18 protein-coding genes are annotated in these 22,627 nt (G+C 44.4%); 11 read left to right on the top strand and 7 right to left on the bottom strand.

What is annotated here, in order from left to right:
• The first annotated feature begins 87 nt into the window (after positions 1–87).
• From yfbV to OCV50_RS09450, 4 genes are all read left to right on the top strand, one after another.
• Positions 88–540 carry a terminus macrodomain insulation protein YfbV gene (gene yfbV, locus OCV50_RS09465; protein ID WP_032552015.1) on the top strand — a complete coding sequence of 151 codons (453 nt, stop codon included), beginning with the start codon at positions 88–90 and terminating at the stop codon, positions 538–540.
• Between the two features lie 356 nt (positions 541–896).
• Entirely contained in the window at positions 897–1,865 is a 969-nt protein-coding gene (locus tag OCV50_RS09460) for an ABC transporter substrate-binding protein (RefSeq protein WP_261902893.1), read from the top strand.
• A 151-nt stretch (positions 1,866–2,016) separates the two neighbouring features.
• A complete protein-coding gene (malZ, locus tag OCV50_RS09455; RefSeq protein WP_261902892.1) occupies positions 2,017–3,864 on the top strand; it encodes a maltodextrin glucosidase in 1,848 nt (615 codons plus the stop codon).
• A 174-nt stretch (positions 3,865–4,038) separates the two neighbouring features.
• Complete coding sequence (locus tag OCV50_RS09450) at positions 4,039–5,505, top strand: sensor domain-containing diguanylate cyclase (RefSeq protein WP_261902891.1); 1,467 nt, start codon at positions 4,039–4,041, stop codon at positions 5,503–5,505.
• Positions 5,506–5,551: 46 nt separating this feature from the next.
• Here the strand turns inward: OCV50_RS09450 and dusC are convergent, their stop codons facing one another.
• Entirely contained in the window at positions 5,552–6,514 is a 963-nt protein-coding gene (gene dusC, locus OCV50_RS09445) for a tRNA dihydrouridine(16) synthase DusC (protein ID WP_261902890.1), read from the bottom strand.
• 191 nt (positions 6,515–6,705) lie between these two features.
• On the opposite strand from dusC, the gene OCV50_RS09440 reads away from it, so the two are divergent.
• Positions 6,706–7,329: a YecA/YgfB family protein gene (locus OCV50_RS09440; RefSeq protein ID WP_261902889.1), complete on the top strand. Its 624-nt coding sequence runs from the start codon at positions 6,706–6,708 to the stop codon at positions 7,327–7,329.
• A 112-nt stretch (positions 7,330–7,441) separates the two neighbouring features.
• Positions 7,442–8,646, top strand: a protein-coding gene (locus OCV50_RS09435) for an IS3 family transposase (RefSeq protein WP_261902741.1) whose coding sequence is annotated in 2 segments (ribosomal slippage) — positions 7,442–7,811 and positions 7,811–8,646 — 1,206 coding nt in all. Because the reading frame shifts where the segments join, the coding sequence is not laid out codon by codon here.
• A gap of 52 nt (positions 8,647–8,698) precedes the next feature.
• On the opposite strand, the gene dsbB is transcribed toward OCV50_RS09435, so the two are convergent.
• Positions 8,699–9,202, bottom strand: coding sequence for a disulfide bond formation protein DsbB (gene dsbB, locus OCV50_RS09430; protein ID WP_261904154.1), 504 nt, complete (start codon positions 9,200–9,202; stop codon positions 8,699–8,701).
• A 146-nt stretch (positions 9,203–9,348) separates the two neighbouring features.
• Positions 9,349–10,938, bottom strand: coding sequence for a Na(+)/H(+) antiporter NhaB (nhaB, locus tag OCV50_RS09425; RefSeq protein ID WP_239841469.1), 1,590 nt, complete (start codon positions 10,936–10,938; stop codon positions 9,349–9,351).
• Positions 10,939–11,578: 640 nt separating this feature from the next.
• On the opposite strand from nhaB, the gene fadR reads away from it, so the two are divergent.
• On the top strand, positions 11,579–12,418 hold the full coding sequence (gene fadR, locus OCV50_RS09420; RefSeq protein ID WP_032552021.1) for a fatty acid metabolism transcriptional regulator FadR: 840 nt from the start codon (positions 11,579–11,581) through the stop codon (positions 12,416–12,418).
• 104 nt (positions 12,419–12,522) lie between these two features.
• Here the strand turns inward: fadR and OCV50_RS09415 are convergent, their stop codons facing one another.
• Together OCV50_RS09415 and metG are read right to left on the bottom strand one after the other, a co-directional pair.
• On the bottom strand, positions 12,523–13,002 hold the full coding sequence (locus tag OCV50_RS09415) for a YehS family protein (protein ID WP_239841470.1): 480 nt from the start codon (positions 13,000–13,002) through the stop codon (positions 12,523–12,525).
• Between the two features lie 123 nt (positions 13,003–13,125).
• Positions 13,126–15,186 (bottom strand): methionine--tRNA ligase, encoded by a 2,061-nt coding sequence (gene metG / locus OCV50_RS09410; RefSeq protein WP_261902888.1) that lies wholly within the window; start codon positions 15,184–15,186, stop codon positions 13,126–13,128.
• A gap of 159 nt (positions 15,187–15,345) precedes the next feature.
• On the opposite strand from metG, the gene apbC reads away from it, so the two are divergent.
• The 3 genes from apbC (at position 15,346) to OCV50_RS09395 (ending at position 19,484) form a co-directional block, all read left to right on the top strand.
• Positions 15,346–16,422 carry an iron-sulfur cluster carrier protein ApbC gene (gene apbC, locus OCV50_RS09405; RefSeq protein WP_261902887.1) on the top strand — a complete coding sequence of 359 codons (1,077 nt, stop codon included), beginning with the start codon at positions 15,346–15,348 and terminating at the stop codon, positions 16,420–16,422.
• 194 nt (positions 16,423–16,616) lie between these two features.
• Positions 16,617–17,258, top strand: a complete 642-nt coding sequence (udk, locus tag OCV50_RS09400) for a uridine kinase (RefSeq protein WP_239841473.1) — start codon at positions 16,617–16,619, stop codon at positions 17,256–17,258.
• Between the two features lie 117 nt (positions 17,259–17,375).
• A complete protein-coding gene (locus OCV50_RS09395) occupies positions 17,376–19,484 on the top strand; it encodes an AsmA family protein (protein ID WP_390905085.1) in 2,109 nt (702 codons plus the stop codon).
• A gap of 223 nt (positions 19,485–19,707) precedes the next feature.
• Here OCV50_RS09395 and cobO read toward each other — a convergent pair whose 3' ends face one another.
• Complete coding sequence (gene cobO / locus OCV50_RS09390) at positions 19,708–20,313, bottom strand: cob(I)yrinic acid a,c-diamide adenosyltransferase (RefSeq protein WP_032552027.1); 606 nt, start codon at positions 20,311–20,313, stop codon at positions 19,708–19,710.
• An 84-nt stretch (positions 20,314–20,397) separates the two neighbouring features.
• Here cobO and OCV50_RS09385 point away from each other — a divergent pair, with 84 nt between their 5' ends.
• Complete coding sequence (locus OCV50_RS09385; RefSeq protein ID WP_261902885.1) at positions 20,398–20,847, top strand: low molecular weight protein-tyrosine-phosphatase; 450 nt, start codon at positions 20,398–20,400, stop codon at positions 20,845–20,847.
• Positions 20,848–20,945: 98 nt separating this feature from the next.
• Here OCV50_RS09385 and OCV50_RS09380 read toward each other — a convergent pair whose 3' ends face one another.
• Positions 20,946–22,493 (bottom strand): SulP family inorganic anion transporter, encoded by a 1,548-nt coding sequence (locus tag OCV50_RS09380; RefSeq protein WP_239841476.1) that lies wholly within the window; start codon positions 22,491–22,493, stop codon positions 20,946–20,948.
• Between the last annotated feature and the right edge of the window lie 134 nt (positions 22,494–22,627).

Raw genomic sequence — 22,627 nt, 5'->3', positions numbered from 1 at the left:
ACAAAAAAATTTGAAAGAATATTATTTTTCGTCAATTTTTTGCGTTTTTAGTTGATGATTTCAACTTTTTTTTAACGGGAGACTCATATGAGCAATAGAGTTGGGTTAGCCAGTAGTTTAAAAGATGGCCAAAAGTACATGGATCTCTGGCCTGTCAGAAAAGAGTTAAATGCGATCTTTCCCGAGCAACGCATCATTAAGGCAACTCGCTTCGGCATTAAGGTTATGCCAGCGATCGCCGCGATCAGTATTTTAACGCAGATGGTATTCAACAATTATCAAGCGATGCCACAAGCTGTGGTTATGGCACTATTCGCAATTAGCTTACCGTTGCAAGGTATGTGGTGGTTAGGCAATCGCTCCAACACTCAACTGCCACCAGCGCTTGTGTCTTGGTACCGCGAATTGCATGAAAAGATCACTGAAACGGGCTTTGCTTTAGAGCCTATGAAGTCTCGCCCGCGCTATAAAGAGTTGGCGATTATCTTAAACCGAGCGTTTCGCCAGCTCGACAAATCATCGATGGAACGTTGGTTTTAACTTCGACATCGACCTGTCCAAGGCCCAGACAACAGCCTAGTTGATCCGAGCCGACGACCATTAGCACCATCAAACAATGCGCCCCGTGAGCTCCTTTCGGGGCGTTTTTGATCTTCACAGTAAACCCCCTTCTTTTGTGCGCATCATCGCCTTTTCATTTTTCTATTTCAGACCTTTCACTCTAATTTTTGAAGCTAGCTCATAAATTCGACACTTGTTGCACTTTTGTTATTTTTGGCTTTCGTTGTTCACCTCTTACTGGTAATACTATCAGTAATGTAATAACACGCTGTTCTCTTTATGCAACAGCGTAAGTATGGTTGTTAGGGTAAACGACGTCATAACAGGGAGTGTCAATGAAAATAGGGTTGAATTGGTCGAGTGCCATGTTGTTGAGTGTGCTGGCACTAATCTATTCTACTGCCTCGTTGGCAAGCAGTGCGAAAGTGTCGATTTCTCAGATTATTGATCATCCAGACTTAAATGCCGCGCATAGAGGGCTGATTGACGGTTTAGAAGCGCATGGCTACAAAAACGGAGAGAATCTAGAGCTGGTTTCACAAGTTGCAGATGGCATGCCTGCACAAGCTGCGAAAATTGCGCGAGAATTGGTGAGCAAGAATCCACATGTACTAGTAGGGATTGCCACTCCGTCTTCGCAGGCGTTAGTTTCAGCAACGCGTACTATCCCTATCGTTTTTACAGCTGTAACAGATCCTGTTGGTGCACGCTTGGTGAGACGTCTAGAGAAGCCTGGTCGCAATGTGACAGGGTTGTCTGATCTCTCTCCAATACATCAACATGTAGAGCTGATTAAGTCGATCATGTCTGATGTGGATTCTATTGGTGTTGTCTACAACCCTGGTGAGTCTAACGCCGTCGCTCTGATATCGATTTTGAAAATCGCGGCTCAACAACACAGTTTAGCCTTGCATATCGAGCCAGTGTTTACTGCTGACGAGGTGGAAGAGAAAACCCGTATTGTGGCAGCTAAATCGGATGTCGTTTATGCGATGACGGACAATACTATCGCAAGTGCTATTGATAGCCTGATTCAAGCCGCCGACAGCCAAAACACTCCTGTTGTTGCGGGTACTACAGCATATGTTAAAAACGGCGCAGTCATTGGAGCGGGGCTAGACTATTATCAGATCGGCTTGGAAACAGCTGAGTATGTAACAGCGATACTAGAGGGTGAAAAACCGGGTAAGTTGAACGTCAAAACGCCTAGCCATTCAACGATCAAGATTAACCTAGACGCGCTTAAGAAGTTTCGTATCACACCACCAAGCTCGATTCTGGATCAAGCGACAATCAACCAGTAAGCAGCAGCCCTACAAAACATTAAGTAGTGAACTTTATTTGAACAATGTAGGGCTACAAAGCGTGATCCACTTTAATTGTTGATGGTTTTCACATTGTGGGGAATCGGAATTTTCATATCTTTAGCGAATCAGTCAACGTGCGAGATTCGTTATGCGTCCATATCTATTTCATGCTCAAACCTCCGATTATGTTCAACTTGAGCAAAGAGTTGTTACTTTAAAGCTCCATACGGAGCGTGATGACTGGGCCAAGGTACAAATACGTCATGAGCCGGACAATGAAGAGTATTTGGTCGATATGTCATTGGCCGGCAAGCAAGGGCGACTGTTTGTGTGGGAAGCGAAGATTCCGCTTAACACCGACCAAGCCATAACTCACTATACTTTTAAGCTGCTAAGCCAATCTGGCCAGTTTTGGTTGGACTCACAAGGTGTACATATTCGTATGCCAAGTCGCGCGCATCATTTTAAACTCAACGCTGATCATCAACCGCCAAATTGGGTGGCGGAACAGGTGTTTTATCAAATCTTCCCAGAACGTTTTTGCAATGGAAATCCCGAGATTAGCGTTCAACCTGGTGAATACCGTCTTAAAGAAGGCACCGTCGACGTTGTCGTGAAAGAGTGGGGAGCAGATGTTGAAGGCCACAATGGGACGGGGGCTGCAGAGTTTTTTGGTGGTGATTTGGCGGGTATTCATAGCAAACTGGATTACTTGCAAGAGTTGGGCGTTACCGCACTGTACCTTAACCCAATTTTTCAATCTCCTAGTAACCACAAATACGATACGACTGATTATTACAACGTCGATTCTCACTTCGGTACAAATCAAGAGTTTGCTGCTCTGTCAGATGATTTGCATTCAAGGGGGATGAAAGTGGTGTTAGACGCGGTGTTTAACCATACGTCTGTAGAACACCCATGGTTCGATAAGTTAGGCAAAGGGGATGCTGGGGCTTTTGGTAAACCAGACTCTGAATACCATGACTACTACTTCTTCAATGACGATGATGCACAAACTTACGTAGGTTGGAAGGGCATCAACTCTCTACCAGTATTGAACTTCTCCAATGAATCCGTTCGCGAGTATATCTATCAATCAGAAGATTCGGTGATCAAACACTGGCTTAAGGCACCTTATTCCGTTGATGGATGGCGGTTTGATGTGATTCATATGCTTGGAGAAGGAGAGGGGGCTTATAACAACGCCCACTACGTGAGAGAGTTTCGTAACGCGGCTAAAAGCCAAAACCCAGATGCTTATATACTCGGAGAGCACTTCTTTGAAGCGACTTCGTGGCTGCAGGGTGACCAAGAAGATGGCTCAATGAACTATTATGGTTTCGCACATCCTGTTCGAGCTTTGCTAGCGAAGCAAGATATCGCTTATGAACCTATTGATATCAGTATGCGAGACTTTTCTGAATGGTTAGGCGAGGCTCGTGCAAAAGTCCCTTGGCAGAATCAGTTGTCGCAACTGAACCAGTTAGACAGCCATGATACGGCTCGATTTATTTCCTTGTTGGAAGGTGACGTTGAGAAACAATCCATTGCTCTGACGTTACTGATGACATATGTCGGGACGCCTTGCCTCTACTATGGCACTGAAGTTGGGCTCGAAGGAGGGCAAGATCCTGACAACCGACGCTGTTTCCCATGGGGTGAAGAACAGACATCGAGTTGGTTTGCGTTTACCCAGAACTTAATTCAATTAAGGCGTGAACGAGCGAGTTTACAGACGGGGGCTTATCAGGAACTTTATTGTGATGATGAGGTGTTGATTTATGCTCGAAGCTTAGAGCAGGAGCACACCCTAACTGTCATTAATCTTGGCTCATCGATGTCTGAAATTACACTGCCTGTTTGGAAGCTGGGTATTGAATCAGGTGTATTGAAATCTGCGATTGATGAAAGCTTGGTGTTCCAAATTGAAGATGGGAAAGCGCGTATCCCCGTCAATGCACTATCAGCTCAAGTACTCTTATTCTCACCTCTATGATTGACGAGTAAGGTTCTATTTTGAAACAGTCCTTTTTTGAAAAATTGCGATAGAGGACTGTTTTTTCGTATATCTATATGTGAAATAACAAATTACATATTTTTAGCAGGTTGATTGTCGTTGCTGATGTAATAATATTAATGGGAAATAGATGAGCGAAAGAGCACACAGTTTATGAAAGTTAATAGGCACTTTAGCCTAACCTTTGTTTTTGGCTTCCCAGCCATCATTATCAGCATGTTACTTGCGCTTATTGTTAAAAATCACCTTGAAGCTGTAGAGAAAGAAGTTACATACGAGTACCAAAGAGTCATCGATGCTTTTGAGCGCACGACTACGGTGGTGACAGCATTAGATTACAGCTTTTCAAACTACTACAAATCCAGCAATCCTCTCTTTTTAGACCACAACAAAACTGTAGTTGATGGTGTATGTCGAATATGGCCTATTGATGGACTACTGCTTGCCGATGGTAAAACGGCGGACATTCCTTCTGTCGATATCAACTACATGCTGGTCGGCGACGAAACATTGTGCTCTGAATTGAGTGACGCTTATCGAAGTGCGAGTGAGAAAGTCGCACTTGCCCCAATTCTCTCCTTTTTAGCTCAGTTAGATGACTATTATCTCGGTGTGCACTTTATTGACACCAAGGGGTATGTGATCTCATCACCGGAGGACTTCGCTAAGGGGCTAGGAAAAGAGCTATTGTCGACGATTAAAAGTCGACCTTATTGGCAAAAAACGGCGAACAATCCAGATATGTTGACGTTAACAGGCCCTGCATTTCGCACTGATACGTTAGACAGTGTGATTAGTATGACGATCCCCGTTTTTTACCGAGGCAGTCATCAAGGTATGTTGTCGGTAGATATCGATTCAGGAAAATTGCTGGCTTCGGAAAGCCATTTGCTCGCTGGACAAATCAATATTGTCGATTTGACTCGCGCGTTGCCACCGGATGACGCCATTTGGATACAGCCACTCGAGTTGCACGGTGTGGCTGCGCATCATTTGATCTTCTATCAACTCGATGTTTGGAAAGAACTTAAATCTTTCGCTGACACGGAAACAGACAGTATCTTTGTTGCGCTAACAGTGTATTTGTTCATGATCATGATCTTGTTTTACATCAACAGCACGATAGAGAAGGGTTACTTTAAGGAACTGGCTGCGAAAGACCCGATGACAGGGTTACTCAACCGACGTGGTCTAGAAGCGTTCTGGCGCAGTGTTCAACATGATGAGCTATTTGTATTGGTCGTCTTTGATATTGATAACTTCAAAAGCATTAACGATACCTTTGGTCATGATAAAGGTGATGAAGTGATTCGCTATATGGCACGCCAGATCCACAATGGAATACGCAGTAGTGATGTTGGTGCTCGATTCGGCGGAGAAGAGTTTGTTGTTTATTTAAGAGGTGAGGAGACTCAAACCCTTAAGAATATCCTGCACCGTGTCAAAACCTCGATTTGTGATCAGTCGACCAATGTCATTGAGGGAGGTTTCACCGTTTCTGGTGGTGCCTGCATTGTGGAGTCGGAGGATGTCCATTTAGGCTTTGATGAAGTGTTTAAGTGTGCAGACGAGAAACTCTATATTGCGAAAACAACAGGTAAGAATAAAATCGTATTCTAGTTCTCAAAGCGGCTTTTATGAGCCGCTTTGAAGATCTTGGACTGGATTAGATCGCGGGAGAGGCGAGTAGCTTGTCTTGGTAACGTTGAATGTGTTCAACGATTGGTGAAGCCTTTTTGAAGGTACGGATTTCACGGAAGATCTCTTCTGCCTCTGGATACTCTTTACGCAGATAAACAAACCACTGTTTGACACGGTTAGGGTAGTAAAGCCCTTTGTCTCCCTCGATCTCGAATTCAGAATAGCGTAATAGCAGCGCTAAGACCTCTTTCCAAGGCATCGGCTGGTGGTTGTGTTTTACCACGTTGCCTAAGTTCGGCACGTTAAACGCACCGCGGCACACCATTAGAGAGTCGATACCAGTTGCCTTAATGCAATTCTGACCGTCTTGGTAGTTCCAAATTTCACCATTGGCTATCAATGGTAGTTGAGTCTTTTGACGGATCTGGTTGATGTAGTCCCATTTGATCTCAGAAGCTTTATAGCCGCCTGTTTTAGTGCGAGCGTGGACGGTTAACTCATCAGCCTTCGCTTGCTCAATGGCATCTACAATTTCAAAACACTCTTCAGGGTCTTCCCAACCAAGGCGAATTTTAGCGGATACTGGGATATGTTCAGGAACAGCCTCGCGACAGGCTTTCACGACTTTGTAGATAAGGTCAGGTTCTTTCAACAGCGAGGCACCGCCATTGCTCTTGTTTACTGCTTTAGCTGGGCAGCCAAAGTTCAGGTCGATGCCCTTTGCACCGAGACTTGCGGCTTGAATGGCATTCTCAGCCATCCATTGTGGGTGCTGACCAAGAAGCTGTACATGAACGGGAACACCGGCCATGGTTTGAGAGCCTTGATGAAGTTCCGGACATAGTCGATGGAAGACGTGTGGCGGTAGCAATTGATCGGTAACGCGAACGAATTCTGTCACACAAAGATCATAGTCATTAATCTCTGTGAGGATCTCACGCATAAGGTGGTCTAACACACCCTCCATCGGGCCTAGTATTACTCGCATATCGAACTACCGAAACATCTCTGTCCTGAAAATTAAGAGGCGTGATTGTACGGTGTCGCTTGTAGATTGTCACTATTGGCGATTTTTCAAGAAATTCGCACCATCATAGTAATTTCAGAGAGTCGTAAACTATGAAGATGAAGGATAACGAGTATACTTAGCGCAAATCTTACATGAACGATGAAGAACCAATGACATACCAATTACTAAACCAAGATGGCTTGCCGCAAGAGTGTACACCGCAATTTGTTGAAGGTGCGATCTTGGCATCTAACCTAGCGACTAAGCCACTTGACCCAAAAGAGTGGCTAGCTGTGATCTCGCCAGAAGCTGAAGAGAGTTTCATTGGTCTGGTAACAGAGCAAATTAATCGTCAACATAACTTGATTCAGCGCAGTGAATACTTGCTGACAGAGGTTCTGGCTGAAGGTGACTTTAATGAGCAGTTCGCTGATTTTGCTGAAGGCTTCATGATGGTTTGGCCAACGGTGGAAGAGCAGTGGCAACAAGCTAATATGGCTGACGGCACGCTGAGAATGCTTCAAGCACTGTTAACAACACTGATGTTAGCGATCGATGAGGAGCAGACTCAGCAACAAATGATTGCAGCAGGTTTAGAAAATCCGCCAGCGCTTTTTGATTTAGTTGGACAGGTTGATTTAATGGTCAATGAAGTGGCATTGGCTGCTGATGAAGCGATGCTAGGTAACAAAGCTCAAAGTGTGAACCCATTCAAAAACATCGGTCGCAACGACCCATGCCCATGTGAAAGTGGTAAGAAGTTCAAACAGTGCTGCGGTCGAGCAAATGCTTAATTAAGCCGTTAATTGAAATGAAAAAGTCGACCTTAGTGGTCGACTTTTTTATGAGGTATTGACCCGTCCTAAATAAGGTTGACACTCCCCAAGTAGAAAATTGGAGAGTGTTATGAAATCAGTAACTAGACGAACTCAATGTGATTACTCCCTCGCTTTTAAATTGGATGTTGTTGACCAAGTCGAGCGAGGTGAACTGACTTATAAACAGGCACAAGACAAATACGGAATACAAGGTTGTTCTACAGTATTAGTGTGGCTCCGAAAGCACGGCCGACTCGATTGGTCTGGAGGCACACCTCGATTCCTGAAGAAAGGTTTACCTATGTCTGAATTCAATTCACCACCCACGCCAGAGCAACGTATCAAAGAGCTAGAAAAGCAACTTGAAGATACCAAACTGAGAGCCGACTTCTTTGAAGAAGTAGTAAAAGTTATGGAGCGAGACCATGGTGTCCGTGTTGTAAAAAAGCACAGAGGTGCGTCGTCCAAGAGCAAAACATAGCTCAGCTCACGGTGACTAGATTTTGCCAAATCATCAACATCTCTAGGCAAGCGTACTACAAACAATGCCTTATTGACGATCGTGGTAAACAGCGTGACAAAGCTCTTCTGAGCTTTGTCCGTGAAACTCGCATCAAACAAGCTCGAATAGGAACGAGAAAGCTTAAATACATGATGGAAAAAACTGGAATGAAAGTAGGTCGGGACTATCTATTTTCTCTGCTTAAACATCATCGGCTGCTTGTGAAGGTTAAACGTGCTTACCATCGAACAACGGATAGCCATCATAGGTTTTACTGTCACCCAAATAAAATAAAGGATGGCTTTAAGCCCGAAAGACCGGAGCAGTTGTGGGTTGCTGATATTACTTACCTTCCGACCTATGAAGGAAACAGTTACGTCAGTCTTATCACTGATGCCTATTCCAGAAAGATCGTCGGATACAGTGTGGATGACAACATGCAGACGAAGGCTGTAAAACAAGCTTTTATAAGAGCTTTGAGAGAACGTCGAAATCAGGACACCCTAATCCATCACTCAGATAGAGGCTCACAGTACTGTTCAAAGGAGTACCAAGACCTACACTCTAGGCACAAGGTCGTGTGTTCCATGACGGATGGATATGACTGCTATCAAAATGCGTTGGCAGAAAGAGTAAATGGTATTTTGAAAATGGAATACTTGTTGAAGAAACCTAAAGATGTTGCTCAGGCGAGAAAAATGGTCGCCGAGTCAGTAGAAATCTATAATCAAATGAGGCCACATACGGCCTTAAAATACAAAACGCCCGATGAAGTACATCGAGCGTTTTGACTAAAAAGTGTCAACCCATATCAGGACGGGTCATATGGGTAATTGATGACGCTTATTTAGACTTAGCGAACTGTGAGATGACGATGACACCTAGTGCAATTAAATTGCCCGCGAAAATCACGACTAACCATTGTGGCATTGATAATCCAACGAATTGCCAAACAACCTTCGCACAATCACCATAAGCTTCGAACATCCAAGGTGCCCATTCGTTTAAAGGTGCCCAGCTAGGGAATGTCACAAACAAATCGCAGGTTGCAAACGGAGAAGGATTAAACTGGTAATCCACATGCTGCAACGAGAGCATCAGGCCTTTGTAGGCCCCAAATCCCCATCCTGCGAGTCCCAGCCAGCGCACCAACGGATTATGAGGCGCGATTGCTCCTAATATAGCTGCTAGGCCAATAGCCAACATAGCAACGCGTTCGTAAATACACATGACACAAGGGCCAAGCATCATTACATGCTGGAAGAACAACGCACATGCTTCAAAGAAGATTACGAAGCCAAGTAATAACAGCCAAGAAAGTCGGCCTTTGGAGAAGTCTTTGAGCATTACAAGAAAATTCACGAATTTAGTCCTTCAATAAAATTAAAAAAGCCCTGAATACTCAGAGCTTTTTATCTTGGATAAGTTTCCTAATCAATGATTATTTTTCATTACTTAGACGCACTTACTCGCATTGTGTCAGTTCACACCGATTAGTGACCGCTTGAAATCACAGAAGTGACTTCGCCAGTGCGCTGTACAATCCAACCTGCATCGTAGAACCAAGCCGTCATAGGCTCAACAAAGAACACGATACCTGCCAAACCCACAAGCGCCAGTACGATAGTGTAAGGTAATGCCATGATTACCATACGGCCGTAAGATAGGCGGATAAGTGGTGCTAGAGCAGAAGTCAGTAGGAATAGGAACGCTGCCTGACCGTTTGGTGTTGCAACTGAAGGTAGGTTAGTACCTGTGTTGATTGCAACTGCAAGAAGGTCGAACTGGTCGCGGTTGATGATACCGTCGACTAGCGCTGTTTTCACTTCGTTAATGTAAACCGTACCAACGAATACGTTATCCGAAACCATTGATAGAATACCGTTCGCTACGTAAAACAGTGCGAGCTGAGCCCCTTTATCTTCAACGTGAAGTACTGCATCAATCACTGGCTTAAATAGGCCTTGGTCGATGATTACAGCAACAATCGAGAAGAACACAGCAAGTAGAGCGGTGAATGGTAGTGCTTCTTCAAACGCCTTACCCATAGAGTGTTCTTCAATCACGCCAGTGAAAGCCGTTGCTAAGATGATCACAGACAGACCAATTAGACCAACTTCTGCAACGTGCAGAGCCAGACCAACGATTAGCCATACTGCAATTGCACCTTGAACCCAAAGCTTCGCGATGTCTTGCTTAGTGCGGCTTGCTTTCTGCGTGTTGTCAAACTCAACAAGGATTTGACGAACGTTTGCAGGTAGTTTTGCACCGTAACCGAAGATTTTTAGTTTCTCAACGAGCGCACAAGTAATGATGCCACAGATAAACACTGGCAGAGTTACTGGCAGCATGCGGATGATGAACTCACCGAATTCCCAACCCGCTTGTTTAGCGATAACCAAGTTTTGTGGTTCGCCTACCATGGTCATAACGCCGCCTAGCGCTGTACCCACACCTGCGTGCATAAGCAGTGAACGTAGGAATGCACGGTAGTCTTCAAGGTCTTCGCGAGTCAGTTCTGAAATTTCTTCATCGTGAGTATGGTCGTGTGCAGAGTTAGAGCCTTTGCCTGAAGCGACTTTGTGGTAGATAGAGTAGAAACCGACTGCCACGCTAATTACTACCGCGATAACCGTTAGTGCATCTAGGAATGCTGACAAGAAAGCCGCTGCAACACAGAATGCGACGGAAAGTAGAATCTTAGAGCGGATGCCAAGCAGTATCTTAGTGAAGATAAAGAGCAGTAGCTCCTTCATGAAGTAGATACCGGCAACCATGAATACTAGTAAGAGTAATACTGGCAGGTTGGCTTGAATTTCGTGGTAAACCATTTCAGGTTTGGTCATGCCAATTGCGATAGCTTGAATAGCTAACAGGCCACCCGGTTGAAGAGGGTAACATTTGAGCGCCATTGCTAGCGTAAAAATAAATTCTACGACGAGTAGCCAGCCTGCAACAAATGGATCAACGAGGAAAAAAACAAATGGGTTGATGATTAAAAACGAAATGATGGCAACTTTATACCAATCAGGAGCCTTACCAAGAAAGTTCTTGATGAAAGCGTTTCCGAGAGACATCGGCATGTTAATACTCTTTTATGTTGATTATGAATAGACAAGCAATACAACATTCGAGTTTCGAGCTATAGAAATTTGTTAAAAACTATAACTAACAGTGACTTAGAAAAACTACATTCCATGTAATGTTCTGTGGCCTTGCCAAGTCACTCCCTTAGAAACTCGTGCACTGCTCATTTTTGAGCGCAACTCTACTCTTAGATAACATTTAGTCAACAGGAAATGCTCTGTTGGCCTAAAAATACCTCTTTTTTGTTGAAAAACGCGATCAAAGTAGCGCAAGCATAACACTAAAAATGTGAGAAAAACCGACTAGAATCAATATTTGCGTGAAATGATTGAAATTTACATAATAATCTCACCTTATGTTCGATTATTACAACTTAATATTGCATTTTAATAGATTTAAAATTATGAGCTATATCGCTGATTTTACTGAAAAAATGTTGTGTTAAAATTTTGTTTAATTTGGTGTTATACCATGCAGCTATATTAGACTAAAGGTGCAAACGTGTGCCGCAATTTAGAGTTTTAGCTCTATTGTTGATTTGGCGTCAGTAAACTTTTCGAGGTGTTTCCGAGAGGCGCTAACTAGTGGTATGATGAGTCAATTAAAGCAAAATAATTAAATTGGATTGAAGTGTAGATGGTCATTAAGGCGAAGAGCCCGGCAGGATTTGCAGAGAAGTATATTATTGAAAGTATTTGGAACGGCCGTTTTCCCCCTGGCTCAATCCTACCAGCTGAGCGTGAGCTGTCTGAGTTAATCGGTGTTACTCGTACAACACTGCGTGAGGTACTTCAGCGCCTAGCCCGTGATGGATGGTTGACGATTCAACATGGTAAGCCAACAAAGGTGAACCAGTTCATGGAAACGTCGGGACTGCATATTCTTGATACGTTAATGACGCTAGACGTTGATAACGCGACCAATATCGTAGAAGACTTGCTTGCAGCACGTACAAATATCAGCCCTATCTTTATGCGTTATGCATTTAAAGCGAACAAAGAAAACTCTGAGCGTACAATCATTAATGTGATTGAGTCGTGTGAAGCACTGCTAGCATCTAAAACATGGGATGAGTTTGTTGAGTCGTCTCCATATGCAGAGAAAATCAAGCACGCAGTAAAAGAAGACAACGAAAAAGATGAAGAAAAACGCCAAGCGATTCTAATTGCTAAAACCTTCAACTTTTATGACTACATGCTGTTCCAACGCCTTGCGTTCCATTCAGGCAACCAAATCTATGGTCTGATTTTCAACGGCGTTCGTAAGCTATACGATCGTATCGGTAGCTACTACTTCTCTAACCCAGAAGCGCGTCGCCTAGCGATGGATTTCTATAAAGAGCTGTTAGTTATCTGTGAGAGCGGTGAACGTGAAAACTTGCCATTGGTGATCCGTAACTACGGTGTTGCAAGTGGACAGATTTGGAACGAAATGAAAACGACACTGCCAACGAACTTTACTGAAGATGACAGCTAAGCGCTGCTAATCGTCTAAGTTCAGCGAACAAATAAAAATGGCGAGCTATCTGATAGCTCGCCGTTTTTTATGTCTGATTTACTGTTTTGCTTACGGAAGCAAATCTAGCCAGCAAACTCTTCTGAATCTGGACGTTGAGAGAACTGAACACCGCTTAAGAAGTCGCACAGTAGTTGGTCTTCACAGGCTTTGTAATTCTTGTTGTTTGGCTTGCGGAAGTAGGCACCAATTTCGTACTTACTTAAGCTAATTCCCATCACCTCTAGTGCATCCAAAACATCTTCAGCCTTCATATTTAATGCAATACGCAGCTTCATGAAGATCATGTTGTTAGTCAGTGATACTTCTGGTTTCGGTTGATCGCCGTCTTTCTTGCCGCGCTTAAGATTAATGAAACCATTTAGGAAGATTGCCAAGTCTTTATCTTTCATCTTCGAGAATGACTTTTCACCTTCAGCTTTTAGCCAGTTGTTTACTTGGTCATGCGCAATAGTCGTATCAGCTTGCTCAAAGGCTTTGATGATTTGAGCGTTCTTTAGGTTTAGCGCGTGCTGGATACGGCGCAAGATTTCATTGTTAGTCACAGAGGTGTCCTAAGAGGGTAGAGTTAATTGGGCGCGACTGTATCAGAGAACCGTCCGCTGGGGTAGAAATAAAAAATCCCCATAACATCTCTGCTATGGGGATTTGTAAAGCTTAGAGCACGATTACATCACGCGCATGCCTGGCTGTGCACCTTCATGCGGCTCAAGGATCCATAGATCGCTGCCACCAGGGCCCGCTGCTAGGATCATGCCTTCAGACATACCAAACTTCATCTTACGAGGCTTAAGGTTTGCTACCATGACCGTTAGCTTGCCTTCTAGCTCTTCTGGTTTGTAAGCTGACTTAATGCCAGAGAATACTTGGCGAGTTTCGCCACCGATGTCTAGTTGGAACTTAAGCAGTTTGTTTGCTTTTGGCACTTCTTCACATGAGATGATGCGAGCGATACGCATATCGACTGCTGCGAAAGCGTCAAATTCAATTTCTTCTGCGATTGGATCTTTATCTAGCTCAGTTTGGCTTGCTTTGTTCTTTTCAGCTTCTGCTTTTTCTTTCGCTGCAACTTCTGCTGCTGCGTCTTCTTTAGAAGCTTCAATCATTGCTTCAACCTTCTTAGGATCGATGCGGTTGAATAGCGCTTTGAACTTAGTGATCTCGTGATCAGTTAGCGGCGCAGCGATACCTTCCCAAGTTAGCGTCTCGTTTAGGAACGCTTCAGTACGTGCAGCAAGCTCTGGCATAACTGGTTTTAGGTAAGTCATCAGAACGCGGAATAGGTTGATACCAACAGAACAGATGTCTTGTAGCTCTTGGTCTTTACCTTCTTCTTTCGCTACAACCCACGGTGCTTTTTCATCAACGTATTGGTTAGCTTTGTCTGCTAGTGCTGTGATTTCACGGATTGCACGACCAAACTCACGAGTCTCATAAAGCTCTGCGATACGGTCAGCCGCCGCAGTGAACTCATTATATAGCTCAGTTTCTGCGAAGTTAGCAGAAAGCTTGCCTTCGAAACGCTTAGTGATGAAACCAGCGTTACGTGATGCTAGGTTAACAATCTTGTTTACTACGTCAGCGTTAACGCGCTGTGTGAAGTCTTCAAGGTTAAGATCTAGGTCATCGATACGGCTGTTTAGTTTCGCTGCGTAGTAGTAACGTAGACATTCTGGGTCTAGGTGATCAAGGTAAGTTGCTGCCTTGATGAATGTGCCCTTAGACTTAGACATCTTCGCGCCATTTACCGTTACGTAGCCGTGTACGAATACGTTGTTTGGCTTACGGAAACCAGAACCTTCTAGCATTGCAGGCCAGAATAGAGAGTGGAAGTAAACGATGTCTTTACCGATGAAGTGGTAAAGCTCAGTTGTGCTGTCTTTTTTCCAGTACTCGTCGAAGTCTAGGCCTTCAGTTTTGTTACATAGGTTCTTGAACGAAGCCATGTAACCAACTGGTGCGTCTAGCCATACGTAGAAGAACTTGTCTTTCTCACCAGGGATTTCGAAGCCAAAGTATGGTGCGTCGCGTGAGATATCCCACTGCTGCAGACCAGACTCAAACCACTCTTGCATCTTGTTCGCAGTTTCAGACTGAAGCGAACCAGAGCGAGTCCACTCTTGTAGCATGCTTTCAAACTGAGGTAGGTCGAAGAAGAAGTGCTCAGAATCTTTCATTACTGGCGTCGCGCCAGATACTGCTGATTTCGGGTTAATTAGTTCAGTTGGGCTGTACGTCTCACCACAGTTATCACAGTTGTCACCGTATTGGTCTTCTGACTTACACTTAGGACATGTACCTTTTACGAAACGGTCCGGTAGGAACATCTCTTGCTCTGGGTCAAACAGCTGAGAGATAGTGCGGCTAGAGATAAAGCCGTTCTTTTTAAGCTCTAGGTAGATGTGTGAAGCCAGTTCACGGTTCTCTTCAGAGTGTGTGCTGTGGTAGTTATCAAAGCTAATATCGAAGCCAGCGAAGTCTTTCTGATGCTCTTCACTTACAGCAGCGATCATCTCTTCTGGCGTAATACCCATCTGTTGTGCTTTTAGCATGATTGGCGTGCCGTGAGCATCGTCAGCACAGATGAAGTTTACAGTGTTGCCACGTAGGCGTTGGTATCGAACCCAGATATCCGCTTGAATGTGCTCAAGCATATGACCTAGGTGAATTGAACCGTTAGCGTACGGAAGGGCACAAGTTACCAAAAGTTTTCTTGGATCAGTCGCCATACTTAAATTTCGCTTCTTTTTGATGGGTATAAATTTGATGTGTAATACTACTTTATAACGTGTGTCACGCCAAGGTATCAAATAAACGAATCCCTTAGTTTTTTAAGGGTTCAGTCTTTCGTCAGCGGGTGATAGCATAAATCAAAAAAAGGAGCCCCAATGCGTAACTTCACATCAAAGCAAGATTTTTGTTCTTGGCTGAATGAGTTTGAATCTGTCCTTCTAATCCCTGAATGGGCATTGCAACCGAATATGGTAACGGTTGACCCAAAAGGTTCATTCATCATTACGCTTCCATTTGCGGCCAATAGCTTGGTAGAAGAGCTATCACACTGGATATCACATCAAATCGCTGAACAGAAAGTCGCAGCGTTCGACTTTGAGATTCGCATTAAGCCTGCTGCACTAGAAACAACCGTATCAAGCCCAGTCAAAGGGGTTAAAAACATCATTGCGGTAACGTCTGCAAAAGGTGGTGTCGGTAAATCAACAACCTCGGTTAATCTGGCTCTCGCATTGTCAAAATCAGGCGCCAAAGTTGGTCTATTGGATGCTGACATCTATGGCCCTTCAGTGCCTATGATGTTGGGGCAAATGCAAGCTAAACCTGAAGTACGCGATAACAAATGGATGATTCCAATTGAAGCGCACGGCATCTTCACTCACTCAATCGGTTATTTAGTGTCAAAAGATGATGCGGCTATTTGGCGTGGTCCTATGGCAGCTAAAGCACTTGGCCAAATCATGAATGAAACGGTATGGCCGGACCTTGATTACTTAGTCATTGACATGCCGCCGGGTACTGGTGACATCCAACTGACTTTATCGCAACAAATTCCAGTTACGGGCGCAATCGTCGTGACGACACCGCAAGACCTTGCTCTAGCGGATGCTCGTAAAGGTGTGGCGATGTTCGACAAAGTAGGTGTGCCAGTTGCAGGTCTTGTTGAAAATATGAGCTACCATATCTGTAGTCACTGTGGTGAAAAAGAACATATCTTTGGTTCTGGCGGTGCTGAAGCGATGGCCGTTGAATTTAGTCTCGATATTCTTGCGCAGATCCCGCTGCATATCGATGTTCGTGAAGACATTGATGCAGGAATGCCAACCGTAGTGCGTCGACCAGACAGCGAACATACGCGCCATTACCTCGATTTGGCTGAGAATGTTGCATGCAAGATGTTCTGGACGGGTAAAGTGAAACCAGAAGCGATCAACTTCTCAATGGTTGAGTAGTTCAAAATTCACACAGAGTGTGCAAATGGTTGATGGGCACTGGACATTAAGCAAACGTTTATTTTGATTTAATCCATTTAGATCATCAATTTGACGGTATTTTGCTGAAATGGCGACTAGAATCTATAGAGCTTAGCCCCTATAATCAGGCGGTTTATCTATTCCCATCACCAAACCATATCGGGTGCAAAATAATGTCTGATAATAATCAATGTGTCATCGTAGGTATCGCTGGCGCTTCGGCTTCAGGAAAGAGTCTGATTGCTAGTACTATTTATAATGAGTTGCGCGAAAAAGTAGGCGACCATCAAATTGGTGTTATCACGGAAGATTGCTACTACAGCGACCAAAGCCACTTGAGTATGGAAGAGCGTGTTAAAACAAACTACGACCACCCAAACGCATTAGATCACGACCTATTGTGTGAGCACCTTAAAGAGCTAATGAACGGCAACTCAGTTGAAGTACCGGAATACAGCTACTCTGAGCACACTCGTACTTCTGAAACGACTACACTTACACCTAAGAAAGTGATCATCTTAGAAGGTATCCTACTGCTAACAGACCCACGTCTACGTAAATTGATGCACGCGAGTGTCTTCATGGACACACCGCTAGATATCTGTCTATTGCGTCGTGTTAAGCGTGATGTTGAAGAGCGTGGTCGTACGATGGACTCTGTACTGAAGCAATACCAAGAGACAGTACGTCCGATGTTTATGCAGTTTATTGAGCCATCAAAGCAGCATGCCGATATTATCGTTCCTCGTGGCGGTAAAAACCGTATCGCAATTGACGTTTTGAAAGCTCATATTGCTAAGCTTTTAAAGGCGTAGTCGGTACCATCTGACAAAAGTAAGAATTTAGTGATAAGTTCTTAACTCAGCTTTATTTTTTATCGAATAAGTGGCACTTTTATAGTGCCACTTTCTTTTGGAATCTAAGCAAGGAATATGCGGATGAAGAAACTACTCATTTTCATAGCTATCCCAGTTGTTGTCGTTATCGCGGCGATTCTGGCGCTAGTGCTGTTAGTGAATCCTAACCAATTTAAACCACTGATCGTCGAACAAGCCCAAAAGCACACCGGTTTAGAGCTTGTGATTGAAGGTGACATCAGTTGGCAATTTTTTCCATCGATTGGTTTTGAACTAGGAAAGACAGAACTGCGCAATCCGCAGGGCTTCACTCAACCTAACTTATTCAAAGTTGATACCGTCGGTGTTGATATCTCAGTAACACCTCTCTTTAGTAATCAACTTGAAATCGGTAACGTTACGCTCGATGGTGCGGAATTCTATTTAGAAACTCTAAAAGATGGCAGCAAGAACATAGATGCGTTGACACAGGCTCAAACAGCGCCATCTCCTGCTGAGGAGACTGCGCCTCAGCAAGAGGAAGTGTCTAATCCGCAACAAGGGAGTGCCGCTTCAAACTGGACGATTAATCTTGCTGGTGTGACTGTTTCAAATGCATTGTTCGAAATGGATGACAAACAAGCGGGTTCATTTATTAAGCTGTACGATGTCGCATTCAATCTATCAGAATTTGCGGCAGATACATGGACTACTGCAACTTTCTCGGCTTCTGGTGAGAACAATCAACAGAAGTTTTCAGCGCAAGGTAGTGCAGACTTAAAGCTAGCGAAAGGCTTTACAAGCTACGCGTTGCGTAACATAGATTTGAATGCAACGTTCAGTGATCCAAGTACTCAAATTGAGTCGGCAAAGATTGGTCTTGATACGTTTGAGTTCGATAAGGTGAATAACCTAACTTACAGCGTTGTAGGTAATGCCGCTGGTATGGAGCTGGATCTGAAAGGCGCGGGTGAACTGACAGTTGATAGCGCGATTTCAAAAGTTGTTCTCAACAAGCTCACATTGGACTCTACGTTTAAAGGTGATGCACTTCCTCAATCACCGATGAAAGTCGATATGCTTTCTGACCTGAGCTTTGATCTAACTAAGAGTCACCTGAGCTTTGTATTAGAGAAACTTCAAGCGAACAGTATCGCACTCGACGGTAAGGCGGATGTGACGCTGTCTGAGATCCCTAAGGTACGTTTCTCTCTGCATAGTCCAAATATCGATCTCGATGAGTTCCTAGGTTTAGGTAGTGCATCTGATTCAACAGCGGCTTCACAGCCTGCTCAGGAAACAGAACCTGCAGCGCCAGCAAAAGAAGTCGAACCTGATCTAACGGCTCTGAAAACGCTGGATGTTAAAGGTGATATGACGATTGATAAGTTTAAAGCTAACAACGCTCATATGCAGAATGTAAAAGCGGCTTTCTCGGTTAACCGTGGAGTGGCAAAACTGGATTCATTCACCTCTAATCTTTACGATGGCTCTATCTCGGCAACGGCAACACTGGATGCGCGTAAGTCACCAGCTTCATATACAGCTAAGAAAGCAATCAAGGGCGTGAAAGTTCAACCCCTGCTGGTGGATGTTGCGAACAACGACATGCTAGAAGGTACGGGTAACATCGATGTCAATGTCTCTGGTAAGAGCCTGACTCCGACAGGTATCAAGCAGAACTTAGTGGGTACTATCGCTATCAACTTTGCGGATGGTGCTGTGAACGGTATTAACGTTGCACAATTGATTCGTGAGAACTACGCGAAGATCAAAGGTGAAAAGTTAGATGAAACTGAAGGCGTTCAAAAAACCGACTTCAGTGCGATGAAGACAACACTAAAAGTTGATAAAGGTTGGGTATCGACTAACGACCTTTCAGCGCAATCGCCTCTATTACGTGTTACTGGCTCTGGTAAAGCTAATTTCATCAATGAGACTGTCGATTTCCTAGTACGTACCTCTATCGTAGGTTCACTAGAAGGTCAGGGTGGTAAGAGCATTGACGACCTTAAAGATGTGACTATCCCAATCAAGGTGACGGGTGCTTGGACAGATCCTAAGTTTAGCTTAGTGTTTGATGACGTATTGAAGCAGAAAGCGCAGAAAGAGATCGACCGCGGTGTTGAGAAGCTGACTGATAAAATTAAAGACGAGAAAACCAAAGAAGCGGTAGATGGACTGTTGAAAGGTCTGTTTAACTAATCTGTTTTGAGTCTTATATAAACGAAGCGCCACTCTGTTATTAGGAGTGGCGCTCTTTTATTTTGGTATCGGTAATACTCAAGAGAGATTCCCTATGACACTCGTCCCTCGAACTAGGGAGTGACTATAGGCAGTCGTCCGTTGTTCAAGGGCGGAATGGCCTTGTGGTCGTCATCCTCGAGAGGGAAGAATGACCGAGTTGCGGATCTATGGTTGAAGGTGATTACCAGTCAACACCTTGTAAAGCTTTAACTCCTGACTCAAAAGCGTGCTTGACGTTACGGACTTCAGACACAGTATCGGCCATCTCAGTTAGCGTGCGATGCGCCCCACGGCCTGTAATGATCACCGATTGCATCTTTGGACGGTTGTTAAGAGCCTCAACCACTTCATCCAATTCTATGTAGCCGTAACTCACCATGTAAGTCAGTTCATCAAACAGAATCACATCTAATGATTCGTCAGCCAGCATGCGTTTACACTCAGTCCAGACACGTTGTGCGGCCTCAATATCTTTGGCTTTGTTTTGCGTTTCCCATGTAAAGCCAGTACCCATCACCTGAAATTCAACATCGAGCTTTTCAAGTACGTTCTTTTCACCGTTGTCCCATGTCCCTTTTACGAACTGAGCAACTGCACACTTCTTACCGTGTCCGACAGCGCGAGTTATGGTACCAAAGCCTGAAGTCGATTTGCCTTTACCATTACCTGTAATAACAAGCAGCAAGCCTTTAACTTCCTGAGCAGCGGCAACACGAGCATCAACTTGCTCTTTAACCTTTTGTTGACGTGCCTTATGGCGCTGTTCTTTGTTGTCTTCAGTCGACATAACTCTTCCTTATAATTTGTGATTAGCACTATCATAGCTTAAGTTAACACTATCAAAAACCATCGAAAGAACAGGTGATTAGGGATGAAAAAGATACTGGTAGTCTGTATGGGAAATATTTGTCGCTCACCGACAGGGGAAGCAATACTGCGAGCTAAGGCTAAATCTATGGGAGTTGACGTCGAGGTCGATTCAGCCGGCACCATCGGGTACCACCAAGGAAACCCGCCAGACCCACGTTCTAAAGCGGCTGGTGAGGCTAGGGGCTACAGCTTTAAAGGCATTCGGTCTCGTAAAGTGGTTGCACAAGACTTTGATAAGTTTGACCTGATTTTAGCCGCGGATAAGGCAAACCTTGCAGACTTAGAATCCCAATGCCCAGCTCACCTACAGTATAAATTGGCTCTGTTCCTAAGCTACGGTGATTCCGGTTACCAAGAGATTCCTGATCCATATTATGGAGAGGGTGATGGCTTTGAGTTAGTACTCGATTTAATTGAAGAGTCGAGTGAAGCAATCTTGAAATCTCTCTAAGAGATCGACATTGAGCTAATACACTTAACGCTCGCAAACAAAAATGCCGACGCATATCGTCGGCATTCTTTTTCTTATCTATGTAAAGCCATCAGCTGTTACTTAGACATAACCTTGTAGATTGGGTCTTCAGCAACGTTCGCTTCAACTAGGCTACCTGCTTTGTGCAGCATTGCCACACAGTCTTGGCTTAGGTGACGTAGGTGCAGCGTTTTACCTTGTGCTGCGTAACGCTCGGCAATGGTATCAATTGCTTCGATTGCTGAGTGATCAGTTACGCGAGAGTTTGCGAAGTCTACGATTACGTCTTGAGGATCTTCAAGAGCATCAAAAAGCTCTAGGAAGTTCGCTGTAGAACCGAAGAAGATCGGACCGTTAACCTTGTATACTTTTGAACCTTCATCATTGATGCAAGTGTCTGCGTAGATGTGCTTAGCGTGCTGCCAAGCAAACATTAGTGCAGAAGCGATAACGCCGACAAATACAGCAACCGCAAGGTCAGTCATTACTGTAACAACGGTTACTAGAACGATAACAAAGAAGTCTTGTTTTGGTACGCGGCGTGCGAGCTTGAACGTTGCCCATTCGAATGTACCGATAACAACCATGAACATTACACCCACAAGCGCTGCTAGAGGAATCATTTCAATCAGCGAAGAAGCAAACAGGATGAACATCAGTAGAGCAACTGCTGCAACGATACCTGATAGGCGACCACGACCACCAGAGTTTACGTTGATCATTGATTGACCAATCATCGCACAACCACCCATCGCGCCAAATACTGAACACGTTACGTTAGCCATACCTTGACCTACACACTCACGGTTTGACTGACCACGAGTGTTTGTCATTTCATCAAGTACTGTCAGAGTCAGTAGTGATTCGATCAGGCCAATTGCCGCAAGGATTACTGCGTAAGGCAAGATGATGTAAAGCGTTTCTAGGTTAAATGGTACTGCTGGAATCGAGAATGTTGGTAGAGAGCCTGCAAGTGTTGCAGCATCGTCGCCAGACATAGTACGTAGGAAGTCGACTACTGTACGGGTTTCTAGATCTAAGCCAACCACAAGTGCTGTCACAGTTACGATAGCAACCAATGAAGAAGGCACTGCTGTTGTGAACTTAGGCAGGAAGTGGATGATAGCCATAGTCAACGCAACAAGACCAAGCATCAATGTCATTTGGTCTGTTGGAAGCCAAGTTAATGCGCCAGTGATGTCTGGTGCTTTAAATTGACCAAGCTGAGCAAGGAAGATAACAATCGCCAAGCCATTTACGAAGCCGATCATTACTGGGTGCGGAACGATACGGATAAATTTACCGAGCTTGAATAGACCCGCAGCGATCTGTAGAAGACCGGCTAGCATGATAGCGGCAAAGAGATATTGAACGCCGTGTGTCGCAACAAGGCTAACCATTACAACGGCCATCGCGCCAGTTGCACCAGAGATCATACCTGGACGACCGCCGAAGATAGAAGTGATAAGACCAACGATGAATGCTGCGTATAGGCCAACCATTGGGTCAACACCAGCAACAAAGGCGAATGCAACCGCTTCAGGTACTAGAGCAAGTGCTACAGTAAGACCTGAAAGAACGTCATTCTTTACAGAGTGCTTTGAAAATTGTGGGAATTCGAACATGTGTGCTCAGCTATGCTTTAAATGGATTTACCGACACGAACATATTGCGGAGCTAAACAGGTGTATAAAAGAGCGGCAATAGCAAAGTGTCGAAAAAGATAAGTGCGCGAATCCTACCCAAAAATGTGATTAAG

It is taken from the genome of Vibrio fortis, assembly GCF_024347475.1.
Lineage (GTDB): Bacteria > Pseudomonadota > Gammaproteobacteria > Enterobacterales > Vibrionaceae > Vibrio > Vibrio fortis.
The sequence above is the reverse complement of the archived record's forward strand: the minus strand, read 5'-3'. Positions and strand labels throughout refer to the sequence as shown.

What these genes read in the sequence shown, in the direction of transcription:
- OCV50_RS09385 (WP_261902885.1), top strand. Translation starts at nt 20,398, where the DNA reads ATGAAAAAGATACTGGTAGTCTGTATGGGAAATATTTGTCGCTCACCG.
- OCV50_RS09440 (WP_261902889.1), top strand. Translation starts at nt 6,706, where the DNA reads ATGACATACCAATTACTAAACCAAGATGGCTTGCCGCAAGAGTGTACA.
- fadR (WP_032552021.1), top strand. Translation starts at nt 11,579, where the DNA reads ATGGTCATTAAGGCGAAGAGCCCGGCAGGATTTGCAGAGAAGTATATT.
- cobO (WP_032552027.1), bottom strand. Translation starts at nt 20,313, where the DNA reads ATGTCGACTGAAGACAACAAAGAACAGCGCCATAAGGCACGTCAACAA.
- nhaB (WP_239841469.1), bottom strand. Translation starts at nt 10,938, where the DNA reads ATGCCGATGTCTCTCGGAAACGCTTTCATCAAGAACTTTCTTGGTAAG.
- metG (WP_261902888.1), bottom strand. Translation starts at nt 15,186, where the DNA reads ATGGCGACTGATCCAAGAAAACTTTTGGTAACTTGTGCCCTTCCGTAC.
- OCV50_RS09380 (WP_239841476.1), bottom strand. Translation starts at nt 22,493, where the DNA reads ATGTTCGAATTCCCACAATTTTCAAAGCACTCTGTAAAGAATGACGTT.
- OCV50_RS09460 (WP_261902893.1), top strand. Translation starts at nt 897, where the DNA reads ATGAAAATAGGGTTGAATTGGTCGAGTGCCATGTTGTTGAGTGTGCTG.
- OCV50_RS09450 (WP_261902891.1), top strand. Translation starts at nt 4,039, where the DNA reads ATGAAAGTTAATAGGCACTTTAGCCTAACCTTTGTTTTTGGCTTCCCA.
- malZ (WP_261902892.1), top strand. Translation starts at nt 2,017, where the DNA reads ATGCGTCCATATCTATTTCATGCTCAAACCTCCGATTATGTTCAACTT.
- dsbB (WP_261904154.1), bottom strand. Translation starts at nt 9,202, where the DNA reads ATGCTCAAAGACTTCTCCAAAGGCCGACTTTCTTGGCTGTTATTACTT.
- OCV50_RS09395 (WP_390905085.1), top strand. Translation starts at nt 17,376, where the DNA reads ATGCGGATGAAGAAACTACTCATTTTCATAGCTATCCCAGTTGTTGTC.
- apbC (WP_261902887.1), top strand. Translation starts at nt 15,346, where the DNA reads ATGCGTAACTTCACATCAAAGCAAGATTTTTGTTCTTGGCTGAATGAG.
- udk (WP_239841473.1), top strand. Translation starts at nt 16,617, where the DNA reads ATGTCTGATAATAATCAATGTGTCATCGTAGGTATCGCTGGCGCTTCG.
- yfbV (WP_032552015.1), top strand. Translation starts at nt 88, where the DNA reads ATGAGCAATAGAGTTGGGTTAGCCAGTAGTTTAAAAGATGGCCAAAAG.
- dusC (WP_261902890.1), bottom strand. Translation starts at nt 6,514, where the DNA reads ATGCGAGTAATACTAGGCCCGATGGAGGGTGTGTTAGACCACCTTATG.